Consider the following 26404-nt stretch of genomic DNA (forward strand, 5'->3'; position numbering starts at 1 on the left):
GTGGATACAGGTACGGGGTATGGGCTTAGTTTAGTGGAAGCCGCCCTCCACCTTCATGGGAGCAAACCCTCGATGACCCGATGCGGATAGTCGGCGGAGCGATTCTGGAACCGAAGGATCGCCGGATTGACGATGACGCCGTCCCGGATCTCGATGGCCCGGGACAGGGTGCTGTCACTCTCCCAGTCGGTCGGCCCAGCCATGACGGCGGGCAGGAAGGGAAGCAGCGACTCACTGATCTCCCAGGATGCGGAGTTCCACAGATACGACGGGCTGTGGTCGACGGCGTAGTAGGTGATGTTGTCGCCGACGATGAAGGTGGGCTCAGCGAACGAGGTGGGGCGGGCCCAGCTGAACCCCATGCCCTCGTCACAGGAGACGTCCACAACCAGACTGCCGGGCTGGAAGTCCACGAGGTCTTCCTCCGTGAGGAACATCAATGGCGAATCCGTGTTTTGCAGTACGCAATTGACCACGATGTCGTGCTCGGCCAGGAATCCGGGCACCGGAACGCTGTGGTTGTCCAGCATGACGTGGCTGCCCCGGACGTCACCGCCATCCTTGTCGAACGAGACCATTCGAGCCGAGTGGATCGGGGAACCCACCGCCGTGACGCCACGCTGGGTGAGCACGTCGACGTCGTGGATCCCATGAGCCTTGAGCGCGGTGACCGCGCCCCGCGCGGTAGCACCGAAGCCGATGACGGCGGCACTGAGCCGACGCCCGTAGTTTCCGGTGGAACCGATCAGTTGCAGCGCGTGCAGCACCGAGCAATAGCCGGCCAGCTCGTTGTTCTTGTGGAACACATGCAGATTGAACGAGCCGTCCCGGCTCCAATGGTTCATCGCCTCGAACGCGATGAGCGTCAGCTTCTTGTCGACGGCGATCTGGGTCAGCCGACTGTCCTGAACGCAGTGCGGCCACCCCCACAGCACCTGGCCCGGGCGCAGCCCCTCCAGATCGGCGGCCAGTGGCTTCGGCAGCAGCACCACATCGGTTTCCGCGATTATCTGCTCGCGGGTGCGGACGCCCGCGAGCAGCCGGGACAGATACTCGTCCGAGTAGCCGAAATCGCGACCGTAGTCCTCTTCGAGGTAGATACGCGATCGAAGTTCGGCGTCGATCCGATCGAAGTGCGCTGGATGAATCGGCAGTCGGCGTTCGTCAGGTTTGCTCGAATGGCCGATGACCCCGAGCGTGATGGGGTTGTTCACGTGTCTGTCTCTCGTCAGTAGCGGGTCGAAATGCCAGGCAGGAGCCTGTAGTTTCCGGGTCCGGGAATCGCGGGACGCCCGTCATGAAGGGCGGCGAGGACCGGTGTTCGCGCGAGAGCCGAAACATGCAATGGCGCGGGCAGAATTCCGGAGCTTGCACCCGAGAATATGCCGGGTTGCGCCGTTGTGGTGACCGGAACAAGTCTTCTGGATCAGAGGCTACAGGCGAAGGCCCCCGGCTTGGCGCGTGGCCCCGGCCGGGTCATCGAGTCCCACGACCGACGCGAGGCCCTGAGTGCGGCCGTCGCACCATCGGCAAACCCACAGAAAACCGACCAACCCGACTGTCCCGCGCGCGTGATACGGCATGATGTCCGGTCATGGGGAAACGAAGGCGTCCACGCAAGCAGAGCAAAATTGCAGGCGTCCTGCGCGCAAACCGCATGTTTGTCAGCGGGATAGCAGCTGCGGCGGGTCTCACGATCGCGATCGTGGCCATCTTCGGCAACCACGAGCCCGATACCGCGTACACCGGTAAGTACGTACCCGAAGGCGCCGGTGCTTCGACCCCCGCCGCCGACCCAGCTCGTGTCGACGGCGGCCTCGATGCGCGATACGTCGGCGGGTCCCGCACTCGCGGCTAGGACACGACTCGGCGTCCTACGATGCGGACCCGAGGCTGCCGAGGCTTCCCGAACCGAACCCACCGGCCGGCGACTCAGGCTCGGGCTCGGGCTCGGGCTCGGTGGCGCAGCTTCCGGCCGGATTCGCACCGGTCCGCAGGCCGATACCAGGTACTGCGGGGCACTCCATCGATCCGTTGACCCTGGCAAGGACGTCCCGCACCGCGATGCCGAAGGTCATCGTGCCGCCGCTGACGGTGGCGGCACGCGCACAGTCCGGGGCATCGGCCACATTGGACCCACTGGTGATGCCCAGCGCGAGGGTGCCGGTGATGATCGCGCCGCCGCTGTCTCCGGCGAGGGTGCATGCGCTGTCGGTGAATCCGCGCACGCTCCAGATCTCACCGGCGTCACCTTCCAGATTGGTGGTGAAGTCGGACTCCAGGACTGTCCCGCAGGTGTAGCCGGACGTCTGTCCGGACTTGCACACCGGCGCACCCACCACAGGGACGGCGGTCCCGGTGATCGTGAGGGTGCTGCCGCCCACGCTGCGGACCGTGGGCTGGCCCAGGCCGGTGGTAGCGGCATCGGGCGTCAACCTGATCACGGCGTAGTCCAGGCCTCCGCCCGTCTCGCCGATCCCGGATTCGGCGAAGCTGCCGACCAATTGGCTGCTGCGAAGGTCGGCAAAATCGGGCACGTACACCTGCGCGGCATTCGCGGTGCCCGTCGTGGCGCGGCTCGGGTCGCAGTGCCCCGCACTGAGCGCCAACGGAGTGCCCGCACTGTCCGCAGCCGTGAATCCGAACGAGCACACCAGGTAGGAGCCTGCATCGGCAATCGGCACGGGGGTGGAGATGTACGCGTCGCCGCCGATCGGGCTGGTTCCGGACGCGACCCGGAATCGGGGCATCGGCGGCGGGGTACCCATCCGCTGATTCGGTTGGGCCAGTGCGCGTTCCAGCCCATCGGCCGAGAAGGGAACGATCTCGGGGCGGTAGCCCGCCGCGACGACCCGATCTGCAGCCGCCTGCGTCGTGACCGCGACGGTCGGCGTACCGTCGGCGTCGAGCCAGGCACCACCGAACGAGCCGGGGTCCGCTCGGCGCACATCACGGGCATACCCGGCCACCTGCTGCGCGGCGGCCGCCCGGTCCAGGTACTGCTGGGGAGTCAGCTGCAGATCCCGCTGCAGGGCCGCGACAAGGTCGGCCGGCAGCCCATCCGCCGCCGAGAGCGAAGGACCACTGGGTGCGGCCTGCGCCGTGCCAGCAACCGACAATGCGGCCACCGCAACTGCGACCACGACCGCTGCGGCGCATCGCGCCAGACTCTTGTGCATGCCATCCCTCGATTAGGTGCCGTCCAGTTCGTGACCGCACCCACCACGGGTCGACGACCCCAGCCGAGCGGCAGCCAAAAGATACGGCAAACAGGCTGGTCTGTCCCCAACTTCCGAATTGTCGATTCCGCCTCGCCACAGTGGGCGGCGACACCTTGACCGATGCAGAGCCGTCGCACGTACGGAAGGCGGCACATGATGACGCAGGCACCGCCGCCGGGCGTTTTCCCAGCAAGAACGCCCGGAGATCCCGTCCTGAGACCGTTCTCGCGATCCCGTTCGGAGTACAAGCGTTACAACCTCTCTGGGCGCCAGGGGGTTATCCTCAGCCGGGCACCCCATCCCGGTGCCTTGTTCTACCGCGCCGCCACAAGTCGCAGAGGAGTCACATGAGCAACGCAGTCGCAGGTCCCGAGGCCGTCGAAGCCGTCAAGGGCGATGTCGTGTTCATCGGCAATGCGGCCGAACTCGACGGCCTCCGGGATCTGATCATCGGACTCGGCTACGGCCACGCCGTAGCCGCGGAGGGCGAGCTCCACTGCGCGGTGGTCGACGACGACGTCCTCGACGGCATCTGCACAGCGGCGCAGGCCGCGCTGCTGGTCCGCATCCGGAGCCTCGGCATCCCCGTCCTCACCGTCGACGACGCCCGCAACCAGTTCCGTATCGCAACCGAGCTGGTGTCGCCGACGTGAGCAGCCTCTCAGCTCATCCTTGGATACTTCACAGACTCCAGTGTTAGAAAAGAATGATGTGGTGGCTGTGGATTGCGCTGGGGGCCTGGCTTGCGCTTGCCTTCGGTGCTGCAGTGCTGATCGGGCGCGGAGTCCGTCGCGCTGATCGCGAAGAACTCGGCTCCACACTCGACTGGAACCACACGTCTATCGAATACGAGGACCACCCGCACCGGCGCGATTGACACAGATCGACGATCACGGTCACGAAGTCCGGGTCGCCCTGTCCACGGCGATCTTTCCACTTGTGTTCGTCCACCCCGAGGTAGCGGACACCGTCGAGATGGCCGGGCCGGTCGAACACCAGCTCGCGGGTGACCGCCGAAACGGACATCTTCTCGACCGCCTGGCGCTGCAGGATCCGGCGGGCGTGGTGGTCGCTCTCAGAGCGGCGACGCGGGTCGATGGGTTGCCGGAGGATGCTCACCTCGCAGCCATCATTGGTGCAGTTGAAGCGGGGCAAACGCACCTGCAGCCGGGTCGGGTGCCCGACCACCGGCAGGTCCGTCAGGACGCGGTCGACGTGATCGACCCGGTTGCCCGCACGAGCGACAGGTCGGATCGTGTTCGGCGGGTCGGCATTCGATCCACGTGAGGTCCTCCGCGATCGCGGCGCCGCTGATCGTCACTCCCAGCTCGACGGTTCGGCACCGCACCCGCACTGGCGAACCGGCCGGTCGCTAGCGCTTGTTTCGACATCGATCGGCATCCGAAGCCATCCACAGGAATGGTCCACTCGAACAGGGGTTTTCGGAGTAGCAGCGCCGGGGAATCACCAGCTCTTGCGATTCGCTGTACACCGCCCGGGTGTCCATGCCGTCGGTCCACCTCCACACGTGGATCGGCTCGCGTTCGTCGACCGGCCACACCTGGATGAGCGCCTCCGGATCGACGTCTGCCGAATTGCGGCCACGAACAGACACTCGAATTCGGTACAGCCCCTTCTCGAGCTCCTGTAGGACGCGGCCGCGGGAATATCACCTGAAGAGGTTCGTGCCCAGCGAGACGAGCTGCAGCAGGAACTCGATGACCTCTACCAACATGCTCCCGACACGAGCGCTGCCGCCTACGAGAAGGCACAGAAGGCTCTGAAAGGCAACGAGGAGTTGACATTCAACCCGGGTGAGATCGACGCATTTCTTCCAGAGGGCCTCCGTTCGAACCAATGCGGCTGCCCCCATCAAGTTGCCACTGCTCGCCGAGGCGGAAACCCGCTCGCGCAGACCGGTGTCCGAGTGTGGTTCGGGTGCGTCACCGAAGACCTTGACGCAGAACCGCTCCGCCGGTTCTACCGCCGACACGGATTCACCGTGCTCGACGATGGTCAGCCACTCCCGCCTCTCCTCGGATACCCCCGCTGGGACGCAGGAAAGCACGATGTGAGGTTCCACTTCTACAGGCTGATCACCAAACAACGATGACGATCAGGTAGGTCTGCTCGTCGACCGCCGCCGGGTCATCTGCATTCTCACGACCTGGCCCGCCACGCAGTCCTCTCGAATCTTATGGCGACAGGTGATCCGTGGAGCGTTTGCCGATGGTCGTGCTCAGAGCATCGAGTTCGGCGAGCACATCGGTGGCCGCCCAAATCTGGTTGCGCTTACTCTCCGACAGCACCTCGAGTACCCCTGCCGCGGTGAGCCGACCGAGGGCACGATACGTGCTCGCGTCGGTAGTGCCAGTGATCTGCTGCGCGGTATCCGCACTGAGGATCGGGGTATCGAGCAAGGCTTCGATGATCTTCTCATCCGCGGAGTTGCTGCGAGGGCGAGCGAGATCCCGCCAGTGGCCGGGGAGTTCGGCCAGGGCACGGGCGGAGTCCTGCGCGGCCTCGCTCGAGACGACCGCGGCGCTGGCGACGTACTCTACGAACCCATCGGCATCACCGGTGCGGTAGCGAGTCAGGTGGTCGAAGTAGCGGCGGATGTCCGCGAGCATCACCGATGCCAACGGGACAGTAACCCGGCCGGTCAGGCCCCGGCGGCGCAGAATTGCGCTGATAAGGGCTCGACCGATGCGGCCGTTGCCGTCGGTGAACGGATGGATGGACTCGAACTGGGCGTGCGCAATCGCGGCCTGCGCGAGAATCGGCAAGTCGGTGCGGCCCGCGAACGTCAGCAGATCCGCCATCAGCTCGGCAACCAGTTCCGGTGGTGGTGGCACGAACAGCGCGTCGATCGGGGTGTAGTCACTTCCGCCGATCCAGTTCTGCACGTCACGAACTTCGCCGGAGTCGCGGGCGGTATAGAAGTCCGGGGCCATCAGCAGTCGGTGCGCACCGAGCACCGTATCGAGCGTGATCGGGCCGTCGCCAGCGGCGTCGACCATCGCGATCAACGCCTTGACGGCGGCGAGCTGGGATTTGGCCTCGTCACTGGCTTTCCCCCCGGCCAGGGCCTTGCCAAACGCCCGCCAGCCCGCGTCGATGTGCTCGATCTTCGACGACGCCACCGACTCGCTGCGCAACAGGAAATCCGACAGCGGCGCCAGGTGCTCACCGAAGCCGGCCTCGAGACGCGCGACTGCGATGACTGCCTCCTCGTGCACCCGGGCGACAGTGCCGACCAGGTCACAGTCGAGGGCGGCGATCATCGGGGGAATCGACACCTCGACAGTCTCGAGGGTGCGGTCAGCACGCGAACCCTGCCGGTGCCGTGGGTTCCAGTCCCGGGTCTCGGTGCGGTGCGGCGGCCAAATCACACGATCTTCTCCTCAATCCGGCCATAATCGCGAACACCAGCCACTTTAGCGTACTTTTTGATAATCAAACGTAGTCAACGGTGCCGGTGGTGGACCGAAGCCAGAGGCCGCATCGCTAATGGAGGCAGAAGGTACAAGGTCTGCGCTGACCCGATACCCGACTTCGCCGCGACCGACTCGATCGCCGCCCACTCCGACGAATACTCACCGCGCACCTCAGCGACCATCTGCCCGTCTCGACGATGTCGCGGGCCACCGCGACGGTATCGGGCAGCCCGAGGGTCTGAATCAGGGCGTCGGTGATGCGACTGTTGGCCTGGTGCGGCGCGACGGCGTCGAGGTCGTCAGCCCGCGGCGAAGATGCACGCTTCCCGGAGTTGTGGACGTACGGTTCCAGCGTGCTGGGGCCCAGAATGATTACGGGAGGATCAGAGTCGAGCGTCGCGGTGATGGACATGGATCCTCTTATCCTGAGTCTGCCTTTTCGGCGAGTCGATCTCGTCTTCAGTGAACTCCAGGATAAGCGGAACTATTCGCTTCGGTAATGTCCCTGAAAGACGCAGCATGTGTCCGGGCACAAAAACGAAGGGATCACCCAATGTCGTGGAGTGGTTTTTCTCCGTCCCACTTTGCCTCCCTGGAAATCCCTCTGGTCGTAGTTCCGACAGCGGTAGCGTCTCTGGTGATCTGGGGGATGGGCAGGTCCCCCAGTTTCGAGGTTTCCGAATGGCCCGACGGATCCGTGAGTCGCGGATTCTGGCCCCGATGGGACCGTCCGGGGAAACTATCGCGGTTCCAAATCGGCGTCCTGGCCTTCGTTCTGGGATTCATCGCTTGTGCGGGCTGGCTGAGTTGGACAGCTGAAGACAAGGGCGGCGGCGCTCAAGGGCCCAGTTATCCACCTCCGGGTAATTTTCCCGCGTGGCAGATTGCGGCGTTAGGGGTGACGCTCATAGTGTTCGCTGTGCTGACTTCGATGTATGCGAGGAGAGTGACGTCCGGAGCTCTGATATCTCCGCTGTTTTCTGCAGCGGGATTTTCCACAGCCATGTCTGTCGGCTTGTCATATGGGGTGACAAGTCAAGAAGGGATCGGAGTCGGTCTCTCGATGATCGGCCTGACTGTAGGTCTGGGCATTGTCACGCTTGTATGCGCCGCCCTGCGTGCGGGAAAACTGAAAAGGCTAGCCCAATAGCGCGATCGACACCTGATGGGAGGCGGTGCGTGACGAGAAGGCGGTAGTGGCGCCGGGCGGTAGTAACAAACAAAGAACCTCGGAGACATACAGGCGCCCTCTGAGGAATTGCTTCTACGCCGGCGTAGTTCACCAGCGAAAACGCCCGCTCAGCCACGATCGAAGTATGGAACATCCCCTACAACTGTCGACCGCACAGCGGAGCAGTCGGACGGCCACCGGCGTCTCGCCTGCAGGACGGCGTCACCAACACGGTCAGACCTCATACAACTAGATACCGAAGGGTGCTGCGTAGCGGACGGTGCCGCTTGGCAGCTGTTCGGAGTTGAGGCCCAGTGCCATCAATGCCTCATCGGGGACATCGATACTCAGCCGGATGCGGTATTGCGATGCGCGGGTGAACCCGAACCGCGGGTAGTAGGTCGGATGCCCGAGAACGAGAACGAAGTGCTCGCCCGCCTGTGCTGCGGCCTTGAGAGCGGCGCGGATCGCGGCGGAACCCGCCCCGGTCTTCTGGTGCTCGGGCAGGACCGCGCATGGCCCCAGGCACAGCGCCGGGGTGTCGTCGACGTGACAGCGAGTCAATAGTGCGTACCCGACGGGCTTGCCGTCCGGCCCGGCGCTGAGGATGGACAGGTCGGCTATCCACGCCGGATCGACGCGCAGGGCATCGACGAGGTCGGCCTCCTCGGCGGTTTCGAATGCGCCGAGGTTGATCGCGCGGATTGCTGGAATGTCGGCGTCGGTCTCGGCGCGAGTGATCCAGTTGGTATGAGTGCTCAAAGCAGTTCTTCTCCGTTTGTGATGGTGGGTTGTACGGTGCGGGCGTCGGCAGGCAGACTGGCGGGGTGCCTGTGGCAAGCCGACGGCGGCGGCGCCGGGAGGTCCCCGGGTGCGTGCCCGCGGCGTCAGCGCTGGCGGTCGCGGAATCGATAGGTCGCGCGGAGGTCCCGCGTGATCTGCTTCTTGGTTTTGCTGCCCTTGCTCGACTGGCGGGCGCTCCCCCGGGCCGCTGACCGCTCACTTTCACGTTGCAGCTTGCGGTACCGATCGAGTCGGCCCACATCCAACATGCCGGCGACTATGGCTTCCTGAACGGCGCAGTCTGGTTCGCTGCGATGTTCGCAATCACCGAAGGCGCAGCCCCGGGCGTAGGCCTCGATTTCGGCGAACACCCGCTCGACCCCGTTGGCGGAATCCTGCAAGCCGATACCTCGCAAGCCCGGGGTATCGATGAGCACTCCGCCGCCGGGCAGCGGCAGCAACTCGCGGTGCACGGTGGTGTGCCGCCCCTTCCCGTCGCTGGCCCGAACCTCGCTGGTGCTCATGTGTTCTCGTCCGAGCAGGGCGTTGGCGAGGGTGGATTTTCCTGCCCCGGACGGGCCGATCAGGACCGCGGTCCCGGTCGCCACCTCCGACAGAACGTCGAGACCCGCACCTGTCGTGGAACTGGTGGCGACGATGTCCACACCGGGAGCCAGGTCGGTGATGATGGCCAGAGCCTCACCCGGGTCGTCGACGACGTCTGCTTTGGTGAGTACAACGACCGGCTTCGCACCGCTGTCCCAGGCCAGCGCGAGCAGGCGCTCGACCCGACCCGCGTTCAGCGGTGCCGCAAGCGATACCGCGATGATGACGGAGTCGACGTTCGCCGCCAAGACTTGCTGGTGGGAGGTGCGATCCGAGGAGGCCCTGGTGATTGCGCTGCGCCGTGGCAGCAGTGCCACTAGTTCCGGTTCCGGACCCGGGCGCAGCGCTGCCCAGTCACCTGTGCACACAGTATGGGCGGGGTCGAGGGAGGCCACGGCCGCGTTGTTCGCGCGGACGGGACCCGATGCGGTGAACGTGTCACAGCGGCCGCGGTCGACCCGCACGACGCGAGCCGGAACCAGACCATCGGCCGCATGCTCTACGAACAGCGCCGCGAACGAGTCGTCCCAACCGAGCGCGGACAGGTCGAACGGGGATGAGGAACATTGAGATGAATACATAGTGAGACCCTTGGAAAAGGGGCCCCGTCCGAACACTGAATCCACCGCGACTACGTGCCGACACGGCTCGCGTCACTATCGGCGATGGGAATCAGTCAGACCGGAGCCCGGGACGTGAGGATGGTCCGGGCGCTGCACAAGGCAGCGGTCTTCACCGCGATCATCAACTCACCTCCCAATCTCTCGCACCACTCGAACTCGGAAGCTCGAACCTAACACCAGGCAGCCGTACCCGCCAACGATATATGGCCAGTCTCCTCCACACCGCCCAAGCGAATCGAGTTGGACGCCAAAGTGACCCCGGATGTCGTGATTTGTGGGCAGGCTCACGCGCGTGAGAACTCTCGATGAAGTGAACCTGATGTGGCAGTGGAACGAACGGCCGTCAACCCGGTGACGGGTCGGTGGAGACGGAATTCAACCAGGGCGAGATCGTCTCCGGGCACACCCCGAACCCTGTTCTGTTCCAAGCAGACCGCGATAAGCAGCGACGGCAAGCCTCAACATGACCGTGACATGGCAGCTCGCCGATGGACACGGCCGTCCTCTTGTCCTAGTTCACCAGTCAGGTATTCGGTGCGCGACACACGGAACGCCCACCTGCGAGGGAGAGGCATCGAAGCGATCATCGCCGAACCGAACGACCAGAAACGTCACCGCCTCCGGCGGGTCAGCCGCGGAGGCCGCCCGGTCGGGTTCGATGCCGAGAGAGCCAAGGCCCGCAACGTCGTCGAACGATCCTTCGCCACCCTCAAACCGTGGCGCGGGCTCGCCACCCGCTACAACAAGCTCGCACTCACCTACCGGGCCGAAGTGGCCCTCTCAGCGGTCTGTATCTGGCTGAGGTCCCTCACGAAATCGGAGACACTCTCTAGACCTCCGCGGGCGCCGACGGGGGGGTCCGCCGAACCCGATGCAATCCCCGCCGGTCGTAGAACCGGGTGGCGACGATGCCGATGACGAGGCCGATCAGCAAACCGATCGACGTCATCGACACCGCGTGCAGCAGTCCGGCGTCGGCACTGCCGTTGAAGTACAGGATGGCGCGGGTACCCAGGAACACCTGATGCATGGGCTCGAACTGTGCGAGGAACCCGTAGATCGGCGGCGTCGCCTCGATCGGGACCGCCCCGCCCGACGACGGCAGCGCCAGCACCACGAACACCAGCAGATTGACCAGCAGGCCCGCCGTGCCGAACGCGGCCATCACCGACACCGCGGTGATCCCGATCGCCGCGATCACGAACGCTCCGAACTCCCACAGCTCCAGCGCATTCGGCACCGGCATCCCCAACGCCGAGCTGATCCAGATGTACAGCGCAGACACCACTGCCGCGAGAATCGCCATGATCGCCCATTTGATGAGCAGTGTGTGGAAACGACTGATTCCCACCGAATCCCGGTGCACGAACCAGGGCCCGTACTCCGTGGGAGCGAAGCCCAGCATGCCGTCGACGACGGTATTGACAACTGTTGCCCCGGTGAATCCCGCGAGCACCAACAGCAGCGCAAAATAGAACGCCGACAGCCCATTCCCCGTACCGTCGGGCAACGGATTGTGCGGCAGCGCAAGAATATCGATCGGGTTCGCCAGCACAATCGCCGCACCTCCAGACACTGTGGCGTCGGGCGCGACGGCCGCCAGCCGCTCGGTCACGGTCGCAGAGAGCTGCTTGCCCATGGTCTCGTTCGCGGCCGCCAACGCCGAACCGGTGATGCTCTGCGTGATTCCTACACCGAAACTCCCGGCCCGCGGGTTGGTGTAGGCGGTGATGACCGGCCTCTCGACATCACCGGGCACCACCGAGGCCTGCGCGAGGATCGCGGTCCGCTTCGTGAAATCGCTCGGGATGACGATGGCGCCGTACAGGTCGCCGGTGTCCAGCCGCGACGACGCTTCAGCCCACGAAATCTGCTGCAGATCAACCTTGTCGGACGGAATGTTCGCCACCAGACCCGCCGCGATGTCGTGGCCGAAATTCTGGTGCACCGGCCCGTCCGGGCCGTCGACGACGTCGCCCACGTCCTGGTCGACCAGCGCGATCGGAAACCCGCGCAGGTGACTCTTCGGGTCGAGGATGCTGCCCATGTACAGCGCCGCGAGCAGCGACATCAGCAGTGTCACCACTGCGATCGGCGCCAGCCAGAACCGCGGCGACCGCACGATCGACGCGTCCGGCCGCGCACCTTCCGGATGGGACATCCACTCCACCTTCCACATCACCCGCCCACCACCGGCATCGGCGTGGAACATGTGGCAGCGTAGCGGGCGCGCCGGGCGTGTTCGACGTGAAACACCGCCGGTGCCGGTGCTACTCGCAGGCCACTCCGTCGCCGTCGCTGTCCATCGCGGCACGGTAGCCGGGCTGCCCGGCACGCAGCGGTGCGGCACCAGCGGCACGGGCCGCCTTGCAGTTCGCGTAGTGCACGCCGCCCGCCGCCTCCGCCGGCGTGGATGCCGGGGGCGCAAAGGTCGGGGCGGCAGAAGCCGGCGCAATGGAAGCGGTTGCCCCGCAGGAACCGAGCTCACGCGCCATGGCGTCGTGCTCGGCCTGCGTTACCCACAGTCCATAGGCGGCCTTCACGTCGATCTGCCGGGCCACGTAGGTACAGCGGTAGCCCTGGACCGGCGGCAGCCAAGCCGAGGCGTCGGCGTCGCTCTTGGCCTGGTTGGTCGGGCCGTCGACGGCCTGCAGGTTGCGCGGGTCGTTGGCGAGGTTGCGGCGGGCCGCGTCGTCGAGCTGTTGTGCACCCTTCTGCCACGCGTCCGACAGTGCGACGACATGGTCGATCTGCACAGCGCTGGACGTCTCCGCACCACGGACGAACCGGATGGACTTGCCGGTGTAGACGTCATCTAGGGTCCCCGAGATCACCGTGCAGTCGCGGGTCATCGGATCGGTGGTGGTGTAGACGAGATCGCGCTTGAGGATGTCGTTGCGGGTGTCGCAGCCGTTGTGGCCGCCGTCGACCGTCACATTGTCGGTCCAGGGCTGGCCGAACTCGGCCCGGTCGTACCCGGCCTTCGGTGCGCGGCCTCTGATCGGCAACGACGCCAGCTGGGCCAGTGCGCCGCCGACCGCTGCCGGATCGCCGGTCTGTGGCTGCGGCGCTGCAAGCAGATTCGCTGTTCCCAGAGGTGGTTCGGCGCCGGAAGCCGGTTCGTCCGACTGATTTGCCGCGGTACAACCACCGGCGAACAACACCGTCACAGCCGCAAACCCGGCCACCCACGCCTTGTCGATTTTCAGTGCATTCACGAAGGTGACCCGAATCCTCATCTGTCGTACATACGTTCGCAGGACAGATCTTAGACAGCCCTGGGGACGGTCCTGCGACCCGATACCGCACACCGGAATTCGGCCTCGTGGAACTTCATGGTTCGAACGTTCAGTCCCCGCCATCCACACCCATGCAATATGTGATCCCCCGGTGCGGATCCTCGGCACGGCAAACGGGGCGCGGGCCCGGCTCCTCGAAGAGCCGGGCCCGCGCCCCGTTGTCTGGGCCTGTGGAGGGTCAGTCCTGCGCGAGCGGCGGCAGCGTGACGACCTGGCCCGCGTAGGACAGGCCGGCACCGAAGCCGACCAGCAGCGCCAGCTCGCCCGGCTTCGCCTTACCCGTGCGGATCACTTCCTCCATCGCCAGCGGAATCGACGCCGCAGACGTGTTGCCGGTCTCGGCGATGTCATCGGACACCGGAACCGACTCGGGCAGCTTGATACTGCGGGCGATGACCTCGTTGATGCGGCCGTTCGCCTGGTGTGGGATGAACGCGCCCAGATCCTCCATCGCGACACCCGCCCGCTCCAGGGCCTGTGTGGCGACCTTGCCCATCTCGAAGGCGGCCCAACGGAACACCGCGGTGCCCTCCATCTTGATCCACGGGCGCTGCGTCGGATCATTCGCGAATGAGAGCCAGTCCGGCTCCTGGCGGATAGCCTGCGACTGCGAGCCGTCGGATCCCCACACGACCGGGCCGATGCCGGCGACCTCGCTCGGTCCGACAACCACCGCTCCGGCGCCGTCACCGAAGATGAAGCGCACTGAACGATCCGTCGGCTCGGTGCTGTCACTCATCCGCTCGACGCCGATGACCAGCACATTGTTCTCGGTGCCGAGCCGGACCATGTCGGAGGCCACGGACAACGCGTAGCAGAAGCCTGCACAGCCGGCAGTGACGTCGAATGCGGCGGCGCCGCCCGTGCCGAGCGCGTCGGCGACGATCGCGGAACACTGCGGGGTCTGCGACGGGTAGGTGGACGTCGCGACGATCACGGCACCGATCTGCTCACCGGTGAGCCCTGCGGCCTCGAGCGCCTTGCGGCCGGACGAGATCGCCATAGCAAGCACGGATTCCTCGTCGTTCGCGAACCGCCGGTTCTTGATACCCGAGCGCGACTGGATCCACTCGTCGGTGGAGTCGATCAACTCGCAGATCTCTTCGTTGCTGACCACCCGCTGCGGGCGGTAAACCCCCAAACCGAGGATGGCGGACTGCCGGACCTCGGTAGTGTTCGAGATCTGCGCACCCATGTTTGGTCTCCTCTACTGCCAGAACTCGCGACGCGGGGCGCCACGCGACGGGTCCCACACTGGCCCGTCTCCCACGACACGGTACTTCGCGCGGTGGCCCCTCTGTGTTACTCGGGTCCCCCTGGCATCCGTCGCCCCAGTAGATGGCAGCAGCCGTGACCTACTACACAATTGCACCTCCGCATCCAATTGAGACAATTTAAGAATCCCCTTTACCGAAATGCCAAATCCCCTGCCTCCGAAATCAAATTACCCGATAGTGTATTTAGCGCACACAGAGGCAGCCGGACGGTCATAAATCAGGCATACATCATGTAAGAGAACACTTTTCACGAGAGATGGGGGCATCCGTGAGACGAGCCCGAATACGAACCGTCACCGCGTCGCTGTTATGTACGGCCGCATCTTTTCTGGCACTCTCGACGCCCGTCGGGGCCAACCCCAATTCCGTCAATCCCATCCCTGTCCTGAATGGTACGAATGGACTGCCCGCGCTGCACGGGCGTACCCAGGCGGTAGCCCAGGCCACCGGACTGCTGAGCCCCAACCGCACCCAGGACTACAACGTTCTCGGCACCGATCTAGGCATCATGTGGGACAACGGCAACGGCCAGATCCTCACTGCGTTCGGCGACACCGCGGGAGTCGGAATCCCCAACCTGCTAGTCGGCAGCCTGTGGTCGTGGCGCAGCAACATCCTGGTGCGCAGCTCCGACGGCAACCTCGCCGACGGCATGACCTTCGACAGTGCGCCGCGAGACGTTCTCGGGCAGGCCAAGGAACTGGTGCCGAGCCCCAAGATCCCCTCCGTGGAGATCAGCCGGATCCCCACCGCCGGAATCGCCGTCGACGGCGTCCAGTACATGAGCTTCATGTCCGTCAAAGACTGGGGTGACCCGGGCAGATGGGCGACCAACTACTCGCAGCTCGCCTTCTCGGCCGATAACGGCGAGAACTGGACGGAGGCCCCCGAGACCCGGCGGCCAGCCACCGGCGGCAACGGCAACTTCCAGATGGGCGCCTTCGTCAAGGACGGCGGCTACGTTTACCAGTACGGCACCCCACCCGGCCGCGGCGGGCTGGTGTTCCTCGCCCGTGTCCCGGAGAAGCGGATCCGCGACCTCGACGCCTACGAGTACTGGAACGGCGACAAGTGGATCCCGAAGTACGCGGATGCCGCGGCACCGATCGTCTTCGGCGGAGTCGGCGAGCTGTCCGTGCAGTACAACTCGCTCCTGGGGCAGTACCTGATGCTCACCACCGATGGCCGCAACTCGGTGGTGATGCGTCGGTCGCCGAGCCCGACCGGCCCGTGGAGCGCACCCGAGATCCTGGTGGACGGCAGCGAACTCCCGACGATGTACGGGGCGTACATGCATCCGTGGTCGTCCGGCCCGGACCTGTACTTCCTCACCACGGTGCACACCAACTACAACGTCCTGCTGATGCACACGACGCTGCAGCGCTGAGCGACGCCGTCACAGAACCGGTTCGGGTGAGGTGGCCGGAGCCGCACACCTCCTGCCGACATCACATCGGCTTCGGGAAGGGAATCGGGTGTGGTGCAGGCAAACGGTGTGTGACGCCGCGGGGAAGAGAATTACGGAGCCCAGGAGCACCCGTCGGCGACGTGCGGCACAGCTATACCGTCTACCCATGGATGCACACGACTGGGACGAACGCTATTCACAGGCCGGCATGGTGTGGGGCACGCCCCCGAATCCGGTGGTGGTCGAGTTTGCGACGTCGCTGCCTGCCGGACGGGCCCTTGACCTCGCCTGCGGAGAGGGGCGCCACGCGCTGTGGCTGGCCACTCGCGGATGGGAAACCACCGGCGTCGACTACTCGAAGGTCGCGATCGAGAAGGCCCGCGAGATCGCGACACAGGCGCCGCGATCGGTACAGCAGCGCCTGAACTACATCTGCGGTGACATCACCACCGCGGACGTCGCAGACTATGACCTGGTTCTCATGGTGTTCATCCACCTCGATCCGACACAGCGGCGCACACTTGTGAGACGCGTCATCGACTCGCTGAAACCTGATGGAACCCTCATGATTCTCGGCCACGACACCCTGAACTTCACCCAGGGCACGGGTGGCCCGCCGGACCCCGAAATCCTTTACACGCCGGAGGATTTGAAGGATGATCTTGACGGTAGGCTGGACATCGACGTCGCCGAACGACGCTACCGCGAGGTCGCAGGCGGCACCGCGATCGACGCGCTCCTCGTCGCCCGCAAGCCCGCGCTTGGCAGCTAACTTAATCGCGAGTAACATCGGCTAAGTTACCGACGAGTAGCCACTTGGGCGGTACTAGACAGACAGACCGCACCACGCAGTGCCACCTGCAGTGCAACCTCACTGGGAGAGCGAAAATGGGCCACTACAAGAGCAACGTCCGGGACCTCGAGTTCAACCTCTTCGAGGTACTGGGTCTGGACAAGCCGCTGAGTGAGGGCGCCTGGGGCGACCTGGACGCCGACACCATCAAGGACATGCTGGCCGAGGTCGCGCGCCTCGCCGAGGGCCCGCTGGCCGAGGCGTTCGCCGACACCGACCGCAACCCTCCGGTATTCGATCCGGAGATCCACGAGGCGACTCTGCCGGAGTCCTTCAAGAAGTCGTTCAAGTCGATGTGGGACGCCGAGTGGTACCGCATGGGCCTCAGCGAGGAGATCGGCGGCGTGCCGGTTCCGCGCGCTGTCGTGTGGGCGATCGCCGAAATGATGCTGGGCGCACAGCCCGCCGCCTTCATGTACCAGGCCGGCCCATCCTTCGCGGACGTGCTGTTCCGCAACGGCACCGACGAGCAGAAGCAGTGGGCGGCAACCTGTGTCGAGCGCGGCTGGGGCGCCACCATGGTGCTCACCGAGCCGGATGCCGGCTCCGACGTGGGCGCCGGACGCACCAAGGCGATCAAGCAGGACGACGGTACCTGGCACATCGAGGGCGTCAAGCGCTTCATCACGTCCGCCACGTCTGATGACCTGTTCGAGAACATCTTCCACCTGGTACTGGCTCGCCCCGAGGGCGCCGGGCCGGGCACCAAGGGTCTGAGCCTGTTCTTCGTCCCGAAGATCCACTTCGACTTCGAGAAGAACGAGCTGGGCGAGCGCAACGGCGTGTTCGTCACCAACGTCGAGCACAAGATGGGCCTCAAGGCGTCCACCACGTGTGAACTCACCTTCGGTGGACACGGCGTCCCCGCCAAGGGCTGGCTGGTCGGCGAGGTCCACAACGGCATCGCGCAGATGTTCGATGTCATCGAGCACGCTCGAATGATGGTGGGCACCAAGGCCATCTCGACGCTGTCCACCGGCTATCTCAATGCGCGCGACTACGCCAAGGAGCGCGTGCAGGGCTCCGACCTGACGCAGATGACGGACAAGGCGGCGCCGCGCGTCACCATCACCCACCACCCGGACGTGCGCCGCAGCCTCGCGATGCAGAAGGCGTACGCCGAGGGCCTGCGTGCGGTATACCTCTACACCGCCGCGCATCAGGACGACGTCGTCGCCGAGCTGGTGTCCGGTGCTGACAAGGACACCGCGTTCCGCGTCAACGACCTGCTGCTGCCGATCGTCAAGGGTGTCGGCTCCGAGCGGGCCTACCAGTACCTGACCGAGAGCCTGCAGACTCTGGGCGGCTCCGGCTTCCTGCAGGACTACCCGATCGAGCAGTACATCCGCGACTCGAAGATCGACTCACTGTACGAGGGCACCACCGCCATCCAGGCGCAGGACTTCTTCTTCCGCAAGATCGCCCGCGATCGCGGTGTCGCGCTGGCCCACGTGGCCGGCGAGATCAAGAAGTTCATCGACAGCGAGGCGGGCAACGGCCGGCTCAAGACCGAGCGCGCGCTGCTGTCCACCGCCCTCGAGGACGTGCAGGGCATGGCCGCCACACTCACCGGCCACCTCATGGGTGCGCAGGAGCAGCCCACCGAGCTGTACAAGGTGGGTCTGGGTTCGGTGCGCTTCCTCATGGCCGTCGGTGACCTGCTCGTCGGCTGGCAGCTGCTCCGTCAGTCCGAGATCGCGATCGAGGCCCTCGACGCGGGCTCCTCGGACAAGGACAAGGCGTTCTACGAGGGCAAGGTCGCGACCGCGTCCTTCTTCGCGAAGAACGTGCTGCCCGAGCTGACCGCGACCCGCAACATCCTGTCGCACCTCGACAACGACATCATGGAGATGGACGAGGCCGCGTTCTGATTTCCTGATCGACCCGAGAACCCCTGTGCACCCAAGCCGTGCACGGGGGTTCTTTCGTTCGTGAACCCGATGCGGCAACACCCGCCGACGGAGGTATGCGCTGGCCGACCCAGAGCACATCAGGATTCAGCAACCAAATCGTCCTCCGACCCCAGGTTCCGTACCAGCCACTTCCCATCGACGAGACGCAACAAAATCGGACAAACGATCTGCGCTTCACCTGACCTCCATACACCTCCCTCGAGCGTCGAGGTGTCATGGATGTAAAGCAACTCCAGGTCCGGCGACACCATTCGTGTCTCCGTACCAATCCCCCAAGAGGCCGGGGCAGGAACGAGCGACCGGATTCCGCGGATGTGCACGCGCTCGAAGTGCGTCCACAGTGGATGATCCGGTGCGGGCTCCGCCAGCGCCGAAGCCACCGCCTCACCATCCCACCCATCAGCAAGGATGTCCCGATGGTTGTCTCGCACCCACTTGCGCGCGAGTACGGTTCGGTACCCCGGGTCCACCAACGACCACACCGACAGCAGGTCCCCCTGCACGCATACCGGAGTCAAGAAGGCCCATGCTGCGCTCACCAACTCCGTGTGTCCCATGAATCGGACCCGCTCCACGGGATCCAACGCGCGAAGGTACAAGTACGCCTCACGCATTCCCGGTTCCAACGAAGCAACCGCTTCATCGGTCAACTCTGGGAACGACATGGCCACCGATGACACCACATCGCTCGCAGCCTCGTCCTGCGCTACCAGCAGGGCGCGGACCGCAGCGACAAAGTTCGGCACCAAACCTTCCATCGACCGCAGTAGCTCTCCAATAGTGCTTGGCGGCAATCGGTTACGATCGACCATTGCGTTCATGCATTCGAACACGGTATCCGGTTCCAGATCGAGCTGATCGCAAAGAAATTCATCGGGATGGATAGCATCGACATCGAACGGATCGAGCGACGACTTCGGGAAGTCCTTCAAGTTCGAAGTGACGATCAAGCCTGCACCCGAGCGCACAGCTGCCGCGAGCACGTGCCTGTCCTTCGGGTCGTTGGTCATTACGGGAATCAACTCCCGATACCCTCGCGACTCTTCCTCAGCGAACGGAAAGGCGGCGCGCATCTGTGCCACGCGGCGCGCCGCCTGTTCCGCGGTCTTACCGAACCGTTCCCCAGAGAGGTTCCGTTCCACCTCATCCAGCAGATCCGACGTCCATACGGGTTGGAACAATTCGGCATCCGCCAAAGTGAGCAGCAGATTGTTCAGATTCTGTGGGAGCAAGACGCATGCGTCGAACACCACCCGAAATGCAGTCATATCCGCGTTGATCCAGGCTCAACGAGTCGGGTAAAAGCGGTCAGTGGCGTCGTCCGGATCCGAGTCAGCTTCGTGTGCCATCTCGTCGAGAACACGACGCCGTCGTTCACGCTCACGCTGCTGGAAATCCAGCACATCCGTCAGCTCAACCCGCCGATGCCGCCCGGGCGCCGTGTATGGAATCACCCCATTTTCGAGCAACCGAACAAAAGTCGGCCGCGTGATGCCCAACAACTCAGCAGCCTCCTGAGTCGTCAGTACCTTGCGGCGTGGTTCGATCGTGACGGCCTGCCCTCGGGCCAACACATCCACCGCGTCGACCAACAGCTGCCGGACACTCTCAGGAAGCTCCACTGCGCCATCAGAGGTCAATAGCGCAATCTCCGCATGGTCTGCGAGGACATCCCTCAGCACGGCGATACCATCTTGATCGTCCGTGGCCGGCGGCAAGACTGTGTGGTTCATCAAGGCAGCCATACACAACTGTAAAACGAAAGAAACGAAAATGCCAGGTGGTGCCTAGCGGCCCGGTGTGGTCAGCGGACCGGTGCGGGTGACGGCGGCCCGTTCTGACCTTCCGAAGGAGTCGGCCTCGGTGCCGGCTCGGCAGACTGACACTTCACGATCGGCACCGGGTCGTACCGAACCGTCCTGGTGTCGCGCGAGATTTCGGCACCGGTCTTGGCATCCGTGATGATCCGCGTGTCGCTGGTGGTGAATCCAGGTGCGCCGCTGGATGGCACACAGTTCGGACCGGCCGGGAGTGTGATCGTGTTCGGCGACGTCTGGTTGGTGCGGCCGCCGGTCACCGATTGGACGTCGACAGTCTTGGTGCCCCAGAGACGCACCGTGACGTTCGAACTGGTGCTGATGGTCTGGAGCAGCACTCCGGTCTTCGACGGATTGCGGAACTTCAGGTCGATCGAACCCTCGAACACCGTCGCCTCCCGCGCCGCCGGGTAGCGGGAGATGTAGTAGCTGTGCTCGGTGTGGTCGACGTCGTCCATGCCCGCGAAATAGGCCGCGTTGTAGAGAGTGGTGGCAAGCTGGCTGATCCCACCGCCGACTGCCTTGTCCGGGCGTCCGTTGTTGATGATGCCGGACTCGACATACCCCTGCGCAGCACCGCGCGGGCCGGTGTAACCGTTGAGCGAGAACGTCTCTCCCGGCTTGATCAACGCACCGTTGATCTCGCTGGCCGCGAGACGGATGTTGACGCCCGAGGCGTACTCGAACCCGCCGGTGGTGTACTCGCCGATCACCTCACGAATACCGAGCGCGTTCGCACCCTCGGTGGTGAGTGCCGGCGGCGCCGGTTCGTAGATCGCAGGGGTGATGCGTTCACCGGGCGCGGTGAGCAACCCCGGCAGAGGTTCGAGCGTCTTGGGCCACTGCACCAGATCGCCCATCACCGACGGGATCACCTTCGGCGACCCGCTCGCAACAGTGATCTGGGCGTCCTTCGGCTTGACCTCGGTGCTCGCGAGCTGCGGCGCAAGAATCCCCGTCGCAGCCTCGATGTTGTACTGCGGTGACAGCCCGCCACCACCGTCCGGCACGAAACTGAGGACCTTGCCGATCTGGTCGCGCGGCAGCGTCGCCACTGTTCCTTCGCGTCCGGTCACCACGAGATTCGACGCAACCGCAGGCTGCGCGACATCCCGCAATGCTGCGTCCACGCCAGCCTGGGTCACCGTCACATCCACGGTATCGGCCGGCAGATCGACGGTGGTCCCGTCGGCCCACTCGTCGACGAAGGTGTCCTCCGCGGCGGCCTGACGCAGGCTTTGTCCGGGCAGCGGTGCCACCGGGACGGCCGTCGCGCCCTCGAACACGATGCTGCCCTCCCGGGGCGCGCGGTCGCTCTGCTGCTGGATGCCGAGAATCGCGCTGCTGAGCGCGGCCTCGTCGACCGTGGACACCACACCGATCTCCTGAGCGGTGAACAGTGACGCGATCCGGGTGAACGGATTGAGCGGTTGCTCACCGGCTCGATCCAGAGTGGCCGCCCAGTCGACGCCGATACCGGCCTGCGCCGGAACGATCTCGCCCTCGGTGGTCCCGGCCCGCACCGGCACCGGTCGATCCACGCGCGGCCCGAGGGCGGCCCGTAGCGTCGCCTCGGCGTCAGCGGCACTCTCGCCGCCGATCTCCACCCCGGCGACCGTGACCCCGCGCGGCACGCGATCCGCGGACACCGCCCAGTCCACGGCATATGCGACCGCAGCGATCACGACGACTCCGCCGGCGATAGTGGCGTACTTCACCCAGCCGGGGCGGCGACGCGGTGCTGGTTCCGCCGAGGCCGATTCGCCGGATGTCGAATCCCCGGAACCGTGCTCAACGGGTTCATCGACGGGATCCGAGGGCTCAGGCGCCGGATCCGGCTCGGCCTGTGGCTGCGCAGCGAAGACCTCGGTGGGCGCCTCGGAGGCGTCGGCCTCCGGCTCGGACGGCACCGCGGGCATGATCTCGGTGGGGTTCTCGTCCGGGCTGGGCCCGTCCGCGCGCCCTCCGGAACCGTTGCCGCCGCGCTCGTCGTTCATCACTGGCCCTCCTGCCGAATCGACACCGTGCCGGGCCGTCGCATCACTGTCGTACCGATGCAGCCTAACCCCGGAAACACGCCCAATTCCTTCGGGAACCCCGGTGGAGGCCCTCCCCTGCATCATTCCATCCGGCAGACCCGGCCGAGAACACCGAGCGACCCCGCGCTGCTGCCAGGTCGGGGGTCAGGCAGCAACACGGGGTCGATTGGACTATCGACCCTGGGCGGGAGTTGTTACCTCAATTCGATTCGGGTCGGCCGGACTCACCGATTCGACGGCGGTGGTCAGACCTCGACGATCGCGGTGACGCCCTGGCCGCCGGCCGCACAGATGGAGATCAGACCGCGGCCCGAACCCTTCTCAGCCAGCATCTTCGCGAGCGAGGCGACGATGCGGCCGCCGGTCGCCGCGAACGGGTGTCCAGCGGCGAGGGACGAACCGTTGACGTTGAGCTTGGACCGGTCGATGCTCCCGAGCGCCCCGTCCAGACCCAGGCGCTCCTTGCAGTACTCGTCCGACTCGAATGCCTGAAGCGTCGCCAGCACGACCGAAGCGAATGCCTCGTGGAACTCGTAGAAGTCGAAGTCCTGCAATGTGAGACCGTTGCGGGCCAGCAGACGCGGAATCGCATACGTCGGCGCCATCAGCAGGCCGTCGCCGCCGTGAACGTAATCGACCGCGGCAGTCTCGGAATCCACCAGGTGCGCGAGCACCGGCAGGTTTCGATCGGCGGCCCACTCATCGGTGGACAACAGCACCGTCGATGCCCCGTCGGTGAGCGGGGTGGAATTTCCGGCGGTCATGGTCGCGTCGCCCAGCTTGGTACCGAACACCGGCCGAAGCGTCGCAAGCTTGTCGACGTTCGAGTCCGGGCGCAGGTTGTCATCGCGGGTCAGGCCCAGGAACGGGGTGACGAGGTCGTCGAAGAAGCCCCGGTCGTACGCCGCCGCCATGTTCCGATGGCTCGCGGCAGCGAGTTCGTCCTGGTCCTCACGGCGAACGCCGAACTCCTTCGCCGTGATCGCGGCGTGATCTCCCATCGACAGGCCGGTCCGCGGCTCACCGTTACGCGGGATCTCGACGCCGAGCATCGACGGGCGCACCTGGCCGAGAAGCTTGACGCGGTCCGCCGTCGAGCGAGCGCGGTTCATCGAAAGCAGGAACTCGCGCAACTCGTTGTTGACGCCGATCGGGGCGTCGGACGTGGTGTCCACACCGCCGCCGACACCGGCATCGATGCGGCCGGCCGCGATGGCGTCGCCGACCGCGATGATCGACTGCAGACCGGTGCCGCACGCCTGCTGCAGGTCGTAGGCCGGGGTGTAGGGGCTCAGGGCACTGCCGAGCACGCACTCGCGCATGAGGTTGAAGTCGCGGCTGTGCTTGAGAACCGCACCTCCGACGACCATGCCGAGGCGCTCACCCTGGAGGCCGAAGCGGCTCACGAGCCCGTCCAGCGTCGCGGTGAACATGTCCTGATTGGACGCGCGCGCATATGCCTTGTCCGAGCGCGCGAACGGGATGCGGTTACCGCCGACGATGGCGACGGGGCGCTGCTGACGGCCGCCGGACTGCGATGCGGGCTGCGCCTTGCTGCGGTTACTGGCTCTGCTGGTCACGTCGGTCTCCAGATGGGTAGGGGATCCCACTCGAGATCCGCCTCGGCTGTCGGTTCTGCACTCGACATTGAACTTACTCCAGAGTAAGTTAAATGTCGACACCGCACCCGGATCTACGGGTGCCCGATTGCGACAAAGAAGGTGGACCGTGGCAGCCAGCAAGGGCGCTCCCGACCTCTACTCACAGTTCCTCTCGTCCGCGCCGGGCGCATTCATCGCCAAGCAGGCCGGGTTGCCTCAGCCGGAGAAACTGCGCCGCTACCGGGCCGGTGAGCCGCCCCTCGCCGGCCCGGTCCTGATCGGCGGCCGGGGACGGCTCGTCGAACCGATCCGCGAGCTGCTCTCGGACTATCCTGCGGCGCAACCGCACGATGACCGCTACGGTGCGCTGGTGTTCGATGCGACCGGCATCGGCCAGGTCACCGAGCTGGTCCAGCTGTTCGAGTTCTTCCAGCCTGTGATCCGCAACCTCGCGCCGTCCGCCCGCGTCGTCGTGCTCGGCACCACTCCCGAACTGACGTCCGGCGTCGACGAGCAGATTGCCCAGCGCGCACTCGAAGGCTTCACCCGCAGCGTCGGCAAGGAGGTCAAGCGCGGCTCGACGGCCCAGCTGGTCTACGTCTCGCCCGACGCCGCCGCCGGACTGTCCGGCGTCGAGTCCACGCTGCGCTTCCTGCTCTCGGCCAAGTCGGCGTTCGTCGACGGCCAGGTGATCCGAGTCGGCGCCGAGGACGCGGTCGCTCCCGCGAGCTGGGATCGCCCGCTCGAGGGCAAGGTCGCCGTCGTGACCGGCGCTGCGCGCGGCATCGGCGCCACCATCGCCGAAGTCCTCTCCCGCGATGGCGCGCAGGTCGTGTGCGCCGACATCCCGGCCTCCGGCCAGGCGCTGTCGGAGACCGCAAACAGGGTCGGCGGCACGTCCCTCGCGCTCGACGTCACCGCGCCCGACGCGGCCGACAATCTAGCCGAGCACCTGATGGAGCGCCACGGCGGTGCCGACATCATCGTCCACAACGCCGGCATCACTCGCGACAAGACGCTCGCCAACATGGACGAGGACCGCTGGAACAGCGTCATCGGCGTCAACCTTCTTGCCCCGCAGAAGATCACCGAAGCCCTCGTCGCCAAGGGTGTCCTCCGCGAGGGCGGGCGAGTGGTCGACGTCTCCTCGATCGCGGGCATCGCGGGCAACCGCGGCCAGACCAACTACGGCACCTCGAAGGCCGGAGTCATCGGCCTGGTCCAGGCCACCGCGCCGGTGCTGGCCGAGAAGAAGATCACGATCAATGCCGTCGCCCCCGGCTTCATCGAGACGGCAATGACCGCCGCAATCCCGTTCGCGACCCGCGAGGCCGGCCGCCGGATGAGCTCACTGCTACAGGGCGGACAGACCGTCGACGTCGCCGAACTGGTCTCGTACTTCGCGAGCCCTGCCTCGGGCGCCGTCACCGGCCAGGTCGTGCGGGTGTGCGGCCAGTCGCTGCTGGGGGCGTGATGGCGGGCAGCAAGGGCACCCTCGTCCAGCTGCACGCTCAGCCCGGCGCCCTCGACAACTACGCCCGCGCGGCGCTGAGCGCGCTGCCGTTCACCAAGTCACCGAACAAGCGCACCCTGCCGAAAGAGACGCTCGCGCTCTCCGGGCTGCGGGTGGAGCATGACAATCTGGCGTCGTACGCGAAGGTCTGTGGCCTGCGTTTCGGTGACACGCTGCCGATCACCTACCCCTTCACACTGGTGTTCCCTGCCGTGATGAAGCTACTCACATCGCGGGAGTTCCCTTTCCCGGCAATAGGTTCGGTGCACACCGACAACACGATCGAGCAGTTGCGCCCGATCTCGGTAAGTGAGCCGCTGGACCTGTCGGTCCACGCAGAGAACCTCCGTCGGCATCCCAAGGGCACCCAGGTGGACCTCGTCAGCGAGATCTCGGTAGGCCGCGAACTCGTGTGGCATCAGGTGAGCACCTTCCTGAAGATGCATCCCACCGGTGCCCCGAAGGAACCGAAGCCGGAACACAAGGACGAGGTTCCGCCGCCGCCGACCCGCACACTTCGGGTGGACCAGCGGACCATCAGCCGCTACGCCGCGGTGTCCGGTGATCGCAATCCGATTCACGTCTCGTCGCTGGGCGCCAAGGCATTCGGATTCCCCGGCACCATCGCACACGGCATGTGGAGCGCGGCGGCCGCGCTGCAGGCGCTCGAGGGCCGGATCCCCGACGCCGTGACCTACAGCGTGCGATTCGGCAAACCGATCCTGCTGCCCGCCACGGTGAACCTCTACGCCGAGCAGACGGCAGGGGGCTGGGATCTGTCCCTGAAGAACGCAAAGAAGGGCTACCCACACCTGTCCGGCACGCTCCGGTAGAGCTGCACCG

Annotated in this window: 23 protein-coding genes and 1 pseudogene; 10 read left to right on the top strand and 14 right to left on the bottom strand. The window is 65.5% G+C overall.

What is annotated here, in order from left to right; all coding sequences use genetic code 11:
- Positions 1 to 53 precede the first annotated feature (53 nt).
- The gene (locus ERC79_RS08565) at positions 54 to 1214 is read right to left on the bottom strand and encodes a N(5)-(carboxyethyl)ornithine synthase (protein ID WP_131577376.1); all 1161 of its coding nucleotides are present in this window, start codon (positions 1212 to 1214) and stop codon (positions 54 to 56) included.
- 380 nt (positions 1215 to 1594) lie between these two features.
- Here ERC79_RS08565 and ERC79_RS08570 point away from each other — a divergent pair, with 380 nt between their 5' ends.
- The gene (locus ERC79_RS08570; RefSeq protein WP_131577378.1) at positions 1595 to 1858 is read left to right on the top strand and encodes a hypothetical protein; all 264 of its coding nucleotides are present in this window, start codon (positions 1595 to 1597) and stop codon (positions 1856 to 1858) included.
- Positions 1859 to 1874: 16 nt separating this feature from the next.
- Here the strand turns inward: ERC79_RS08570 and ERC79_RS08575 are convergent, their stop codons facing one another.
- Positions 1875 to 3179, bottom strand: coding sequence for a S1 family peptidase (locus ERC79_RS08575; RefSeq protein WP_207390446.1), 1305 nt, complete (start codon positions 3177 to 3179; stop codon positions 1875 to 1877).
- A 389-nt stretch (positions 3180 to 3568) separates the two neighbouring features.
- On the opposite strand from ERC79_RS08575, the gene ERC79_RS08580 reads away from it, so the two are divergent.
- The 3 genes from ERC79_RS08580 to ERC79_RS08585 are packed head-to-tail and all read left to right on the top strand — an operon-like array spanning position 3569 to position 4508.
- Entirely contained in the window at positions 3569 to 3874 is a 306-nt protein-coding gene (locus tag ERC79_RS08580) for a hypothetical protein (protein ID WP_131577379.1), read from the top strand.
- Between the two features lie 56 nt (positions 3875 to 3930).
- Positions 3931 to 4098 carry a hypothetical protein gene (locus ERC79_RS22985; protein WP_165497062.1) on the top strand — a complete coding sequence of 56 codons (168 nt, stop codon included), beginning with the start codon at positions 3931 to 3933 and terminating at the stop codon, positions 4096 to 4098.
- Positions 4095 to 4508, top strand: coding sequence for a hypothetical protein (locus tag ERC79_RS08585; RefSeq protein WP_131577381.1), 414 nt, complete (start codon positions 4095 to 4097; stop codon positions 4506 to 4508). Before ERC79_RS22985 ends, ERC79_RS08585 begins: the two co-directional genes overlap by 4 nt.
- A 382-nt stretch (positions 4509 to 4890) precedes the next feature.
- Here ERC79_RS08585 and ERC79_RS22990 read toward each other — a convergent pair whose 3' ends face one another.
- From ERC79_RS22990 to rsgA, 5 genes and pseudogenes are all read right to left on the bottom strand, one after another.
- On the bottom strand, positions 4891 to 5304 hold the full coding sequence (locus tag ERC79_RS22990) for a hypothetical protein (RefSeq protein ID WP_165497063.1): 414 nt from the start codon (positions 5302 to 5304) through the stop codon (positions 4891 to 4893).
- A gap of 112 nt (positions 5305 to 5416) precedes the next feature.
- Positions 5417 to 6613 (bottom strand): Fic family protein, encoded by a 1197-nt coding sequence (locus ERC79_RS08595; RefSeq protein ID WP_131577382.1) that lies wholly within the window; start codon positions 6611 to 6613, stop codon positions 5417 to 5419.
- 229 nt (positions 6614 to 6842) lie between these two features.
- Positions 6843 to 6959 (bottom strand): annotated as a pseudogene (locus ERC79_RS23385) (3-oxoacyl-[acyl-carrier-protein] synthase III C-terminal domain-containing protein); the annotation flags it as partial.
- Between the two features lie 1119 nt (positions 6960 to 8078).
- Positions 8079 to 8591 (bottom strand): N-acetyltransferase, encoded by a 513-nt coding sequence (locus ERC79_RS08605; protein WP_131577384.1) that lies wholly within the window; start codon positions 8589 to 8591, stop codon positions 8079 to 8081.
- Positions 8592 to 8716: 125 nt separating this feature from the next.
- Positions 8717 to 9799 (bottom strand): ribosome small subunit-dependent GTPase A, encoded by a 1083-nt coding sequence (gene rsgA / locus ERC79_RS08610; protein WP_131577386.1) that lies wholly within the window; start codon positions 9797 to 9799, stop codon positions 8717 to 8719.
- A gap of 516 nt (positions 9800 to 10315) precedes the next feature.
- On the opposite strand from rsgA, the gene ERC79_RS23250 reads away from it, so the two are divergent.
- The gene (locus tag ERC79_RS23250) at positions 10316 to 10759 is read left to right on the top strand and encodes a transposase (RefSeq protein WP_131577388.1); all 444 of its coding nucleotides are present in this window, start codon (positions 10316 to 10318) and stop codon (positions 10757 to 10759) included.
- Here the strand turns inward: ERC79_RS23250 and ERC79_RS08620 are convergent.
- The 3 genes from ERC79_RS08620 to ERC79_RS08630 form a co-directional block, all read right to left on the bottom strand.
- The gene (locus ERC79_RS08620; protein ID WP_131580893.1) at positions 10671 to 12002 is read right to left on the bottom strand and encodes a DUF3533 domain-containing protein; all 1332 of its coding nucleotides are present in this window, start codon (positions 12000 to 12002) and stop codon (positions 10671 to 10673) included. The two genes, ERC79_RS23250 and ERC79_RS08620, sit on opposite strands and share 89 nt — an antisense overlap.
- Before the next feature lie 109 nt (positions 12003 to 12111).
- A complete protein-coding gene (locus ERC79_RS08625) occupies positions 12112 to 13059 on the bottom strand; it encodes a DUF1524 domain-containing protein (RefSeq protein WP_242676784.1) in 948 nt (315 codons plus the stop codon).
- A 259-nt stretch (positions 13060 to 13318) separates the two neighbouring features.
- A complete protein-coding gene (locus tag ERC79_RS08630; RefSeq protein ID WP_131577393.1) occupies positions 13319 to 14335 on the bottom strand; it encodes a beta-ketoacyl-ACP synthase III in 1017 nt (338 codons plus the stop codon).
- A gap of 338 nt (positions 14336 to 14673) precedes the next feature.
- Between ERC79_RS08630 and ERC79_RS08635 the strand changes: the two genes are divergently transcribed.
- From ERC79_RS08635 to ERC79_RS08645, 3 genes are all read left to right on the top strand, one after another.
- Positions 14674 to 15804 carry a DUF4185 domain-containing protein gene (locus ERC79_RS08635; RefSeq protein WP_131577395.1) on the top strand — a complete coding sequence of 377 codons (1131 nt, stop codon included), beginning with the start codon at positions 14674 to 14676 and terminating at the stop codon, positions 15802 to 15804.
- 187 nt (positions 15805 to 15991) lie between these two features.
- Positions 15992 to 16597, top strand: coding sequence for a class I SAM-dependent methyltransferase (locus tag ERC79_RS08640; protein ID WP_131577397.1), 606 nt, complete (start codon positions 15992 to 15994; stop codon positions 16595 to 16597).
- Between the two features lie 116 nt (positions 16598 to 16713).
- The gene (locus ERC79_RS08645; protein WP_131577399.1) at positions 16714 to 18549 is read left to right on the top strand and encodes an acyl-CoA dehydrogenase; all 1836 of its coding nucleotides are present in this window, start codon (positions 16714 to 16716) and stop codon (positions 18547 to 18549) included.
- A 119-nt stretch (positions 18550 to 18668) separates the two neighbouring features.
- On the opposite strand, the gene ERC79_RS08650 is transcribed toward ERC79_RS08645, so the two are convergent.
- The 4 genes from ERC79_RS08650 to ERC79_RS08665 all read right to left on the bottom strand — a co-directional run bounded on the left by ERC79_RS08650 (position 18669) and on the right by ERC79_RS08665 (position 24027).
- Positions 18669 to 19859, bottom strand: coding sequence for a PIN domain-containing protein (locus ERC79_RS08650; RefSeq protein ID WP_131577401.1), 1191 nt, complete (start codon positions 19857 to 19859; stop codon positions 18669 to 18671).
- Positions 19860 to 19877: 18 nt separating this feature from the next.
- A complete protein-coding gene (locus ERC79_RS08655) occupies positions 19878 to 20336 on the bottom strand; it encodes a helix-turn-helix domain-containing protein (protein WP_131577403.1) in 459 nt (152 codons plus the stop codon).
- Between the two features lie 59 nt (positions 20337 to 20395).
- On the bottom strand, positions 20396 to 22405 hold the full coding sequence (locus tag ERC79_RS08660; RefSeq protein WP_131577405.1) for a VanW family protein: 2010 nt from the start codon (positions 22403 to 22405) through the stop codon (positions 20396 to 20398).
- Positions 22406 to 22692: 287 nt separating this feature from the next.
- Positions 22693 to 24027, bottom strand: a complete 1335-nt coding sequence (locus tag ERC79_RS08665) for an acetyl-CoA C-acetyltransferase (protein ID WP_131577407.1) — start codon at positions 24025 to 24027, stop codon at positions 22693 to 22695.
- A gap of 148 nt (positions 24028 to 24175) precedes the next feature.
- Here ERC79_RS08665 and ERC79_RS08670 point away from each other — a divergent pair, with 148 nt between their 5' ends.
- Both ERC79_RS08670 and ERC79_RS08675 read left to right on the top strand, forming a co-directional pair.
- The gene (locus ERC79_RS08670; RefSeq protein WP_131577409.1) at positions 24176 to 25522 is read left to right on the top strand and encodes a 3-oxoacyl-ACP reductase; all 1347 of its coding nucleotides are present in this window, start codon (positions 24176 to 24178) and stop codon (positions 25520 to 25522) included.
- Entirely contained in the window at positions 25522 to 26394 is an 873-nt protein-coding gene (locus ERC79_RS08675) for a MaoC/PaaZ C-terminal domain-containing protein (RefSeq protein WP_131577411.1), read from the top strand. The genes ERC79_RS08670 and ERC79_RS08675 overlap by 1 nt, the downstream gene beginning before the upstream one ends.
- Positions 26395 to 26404 lie beyond the last annotated feature (10 nt).

The sequence above is a fragment of the Rhodococcus sp. ABRD24 genome (genome assembly GCF_004328705.1).
Lineage (GTDB): Bacteria > Actinomycetota > Actinomycetes > Mycobacteriales > Mycobacteriaceae > Prescottella.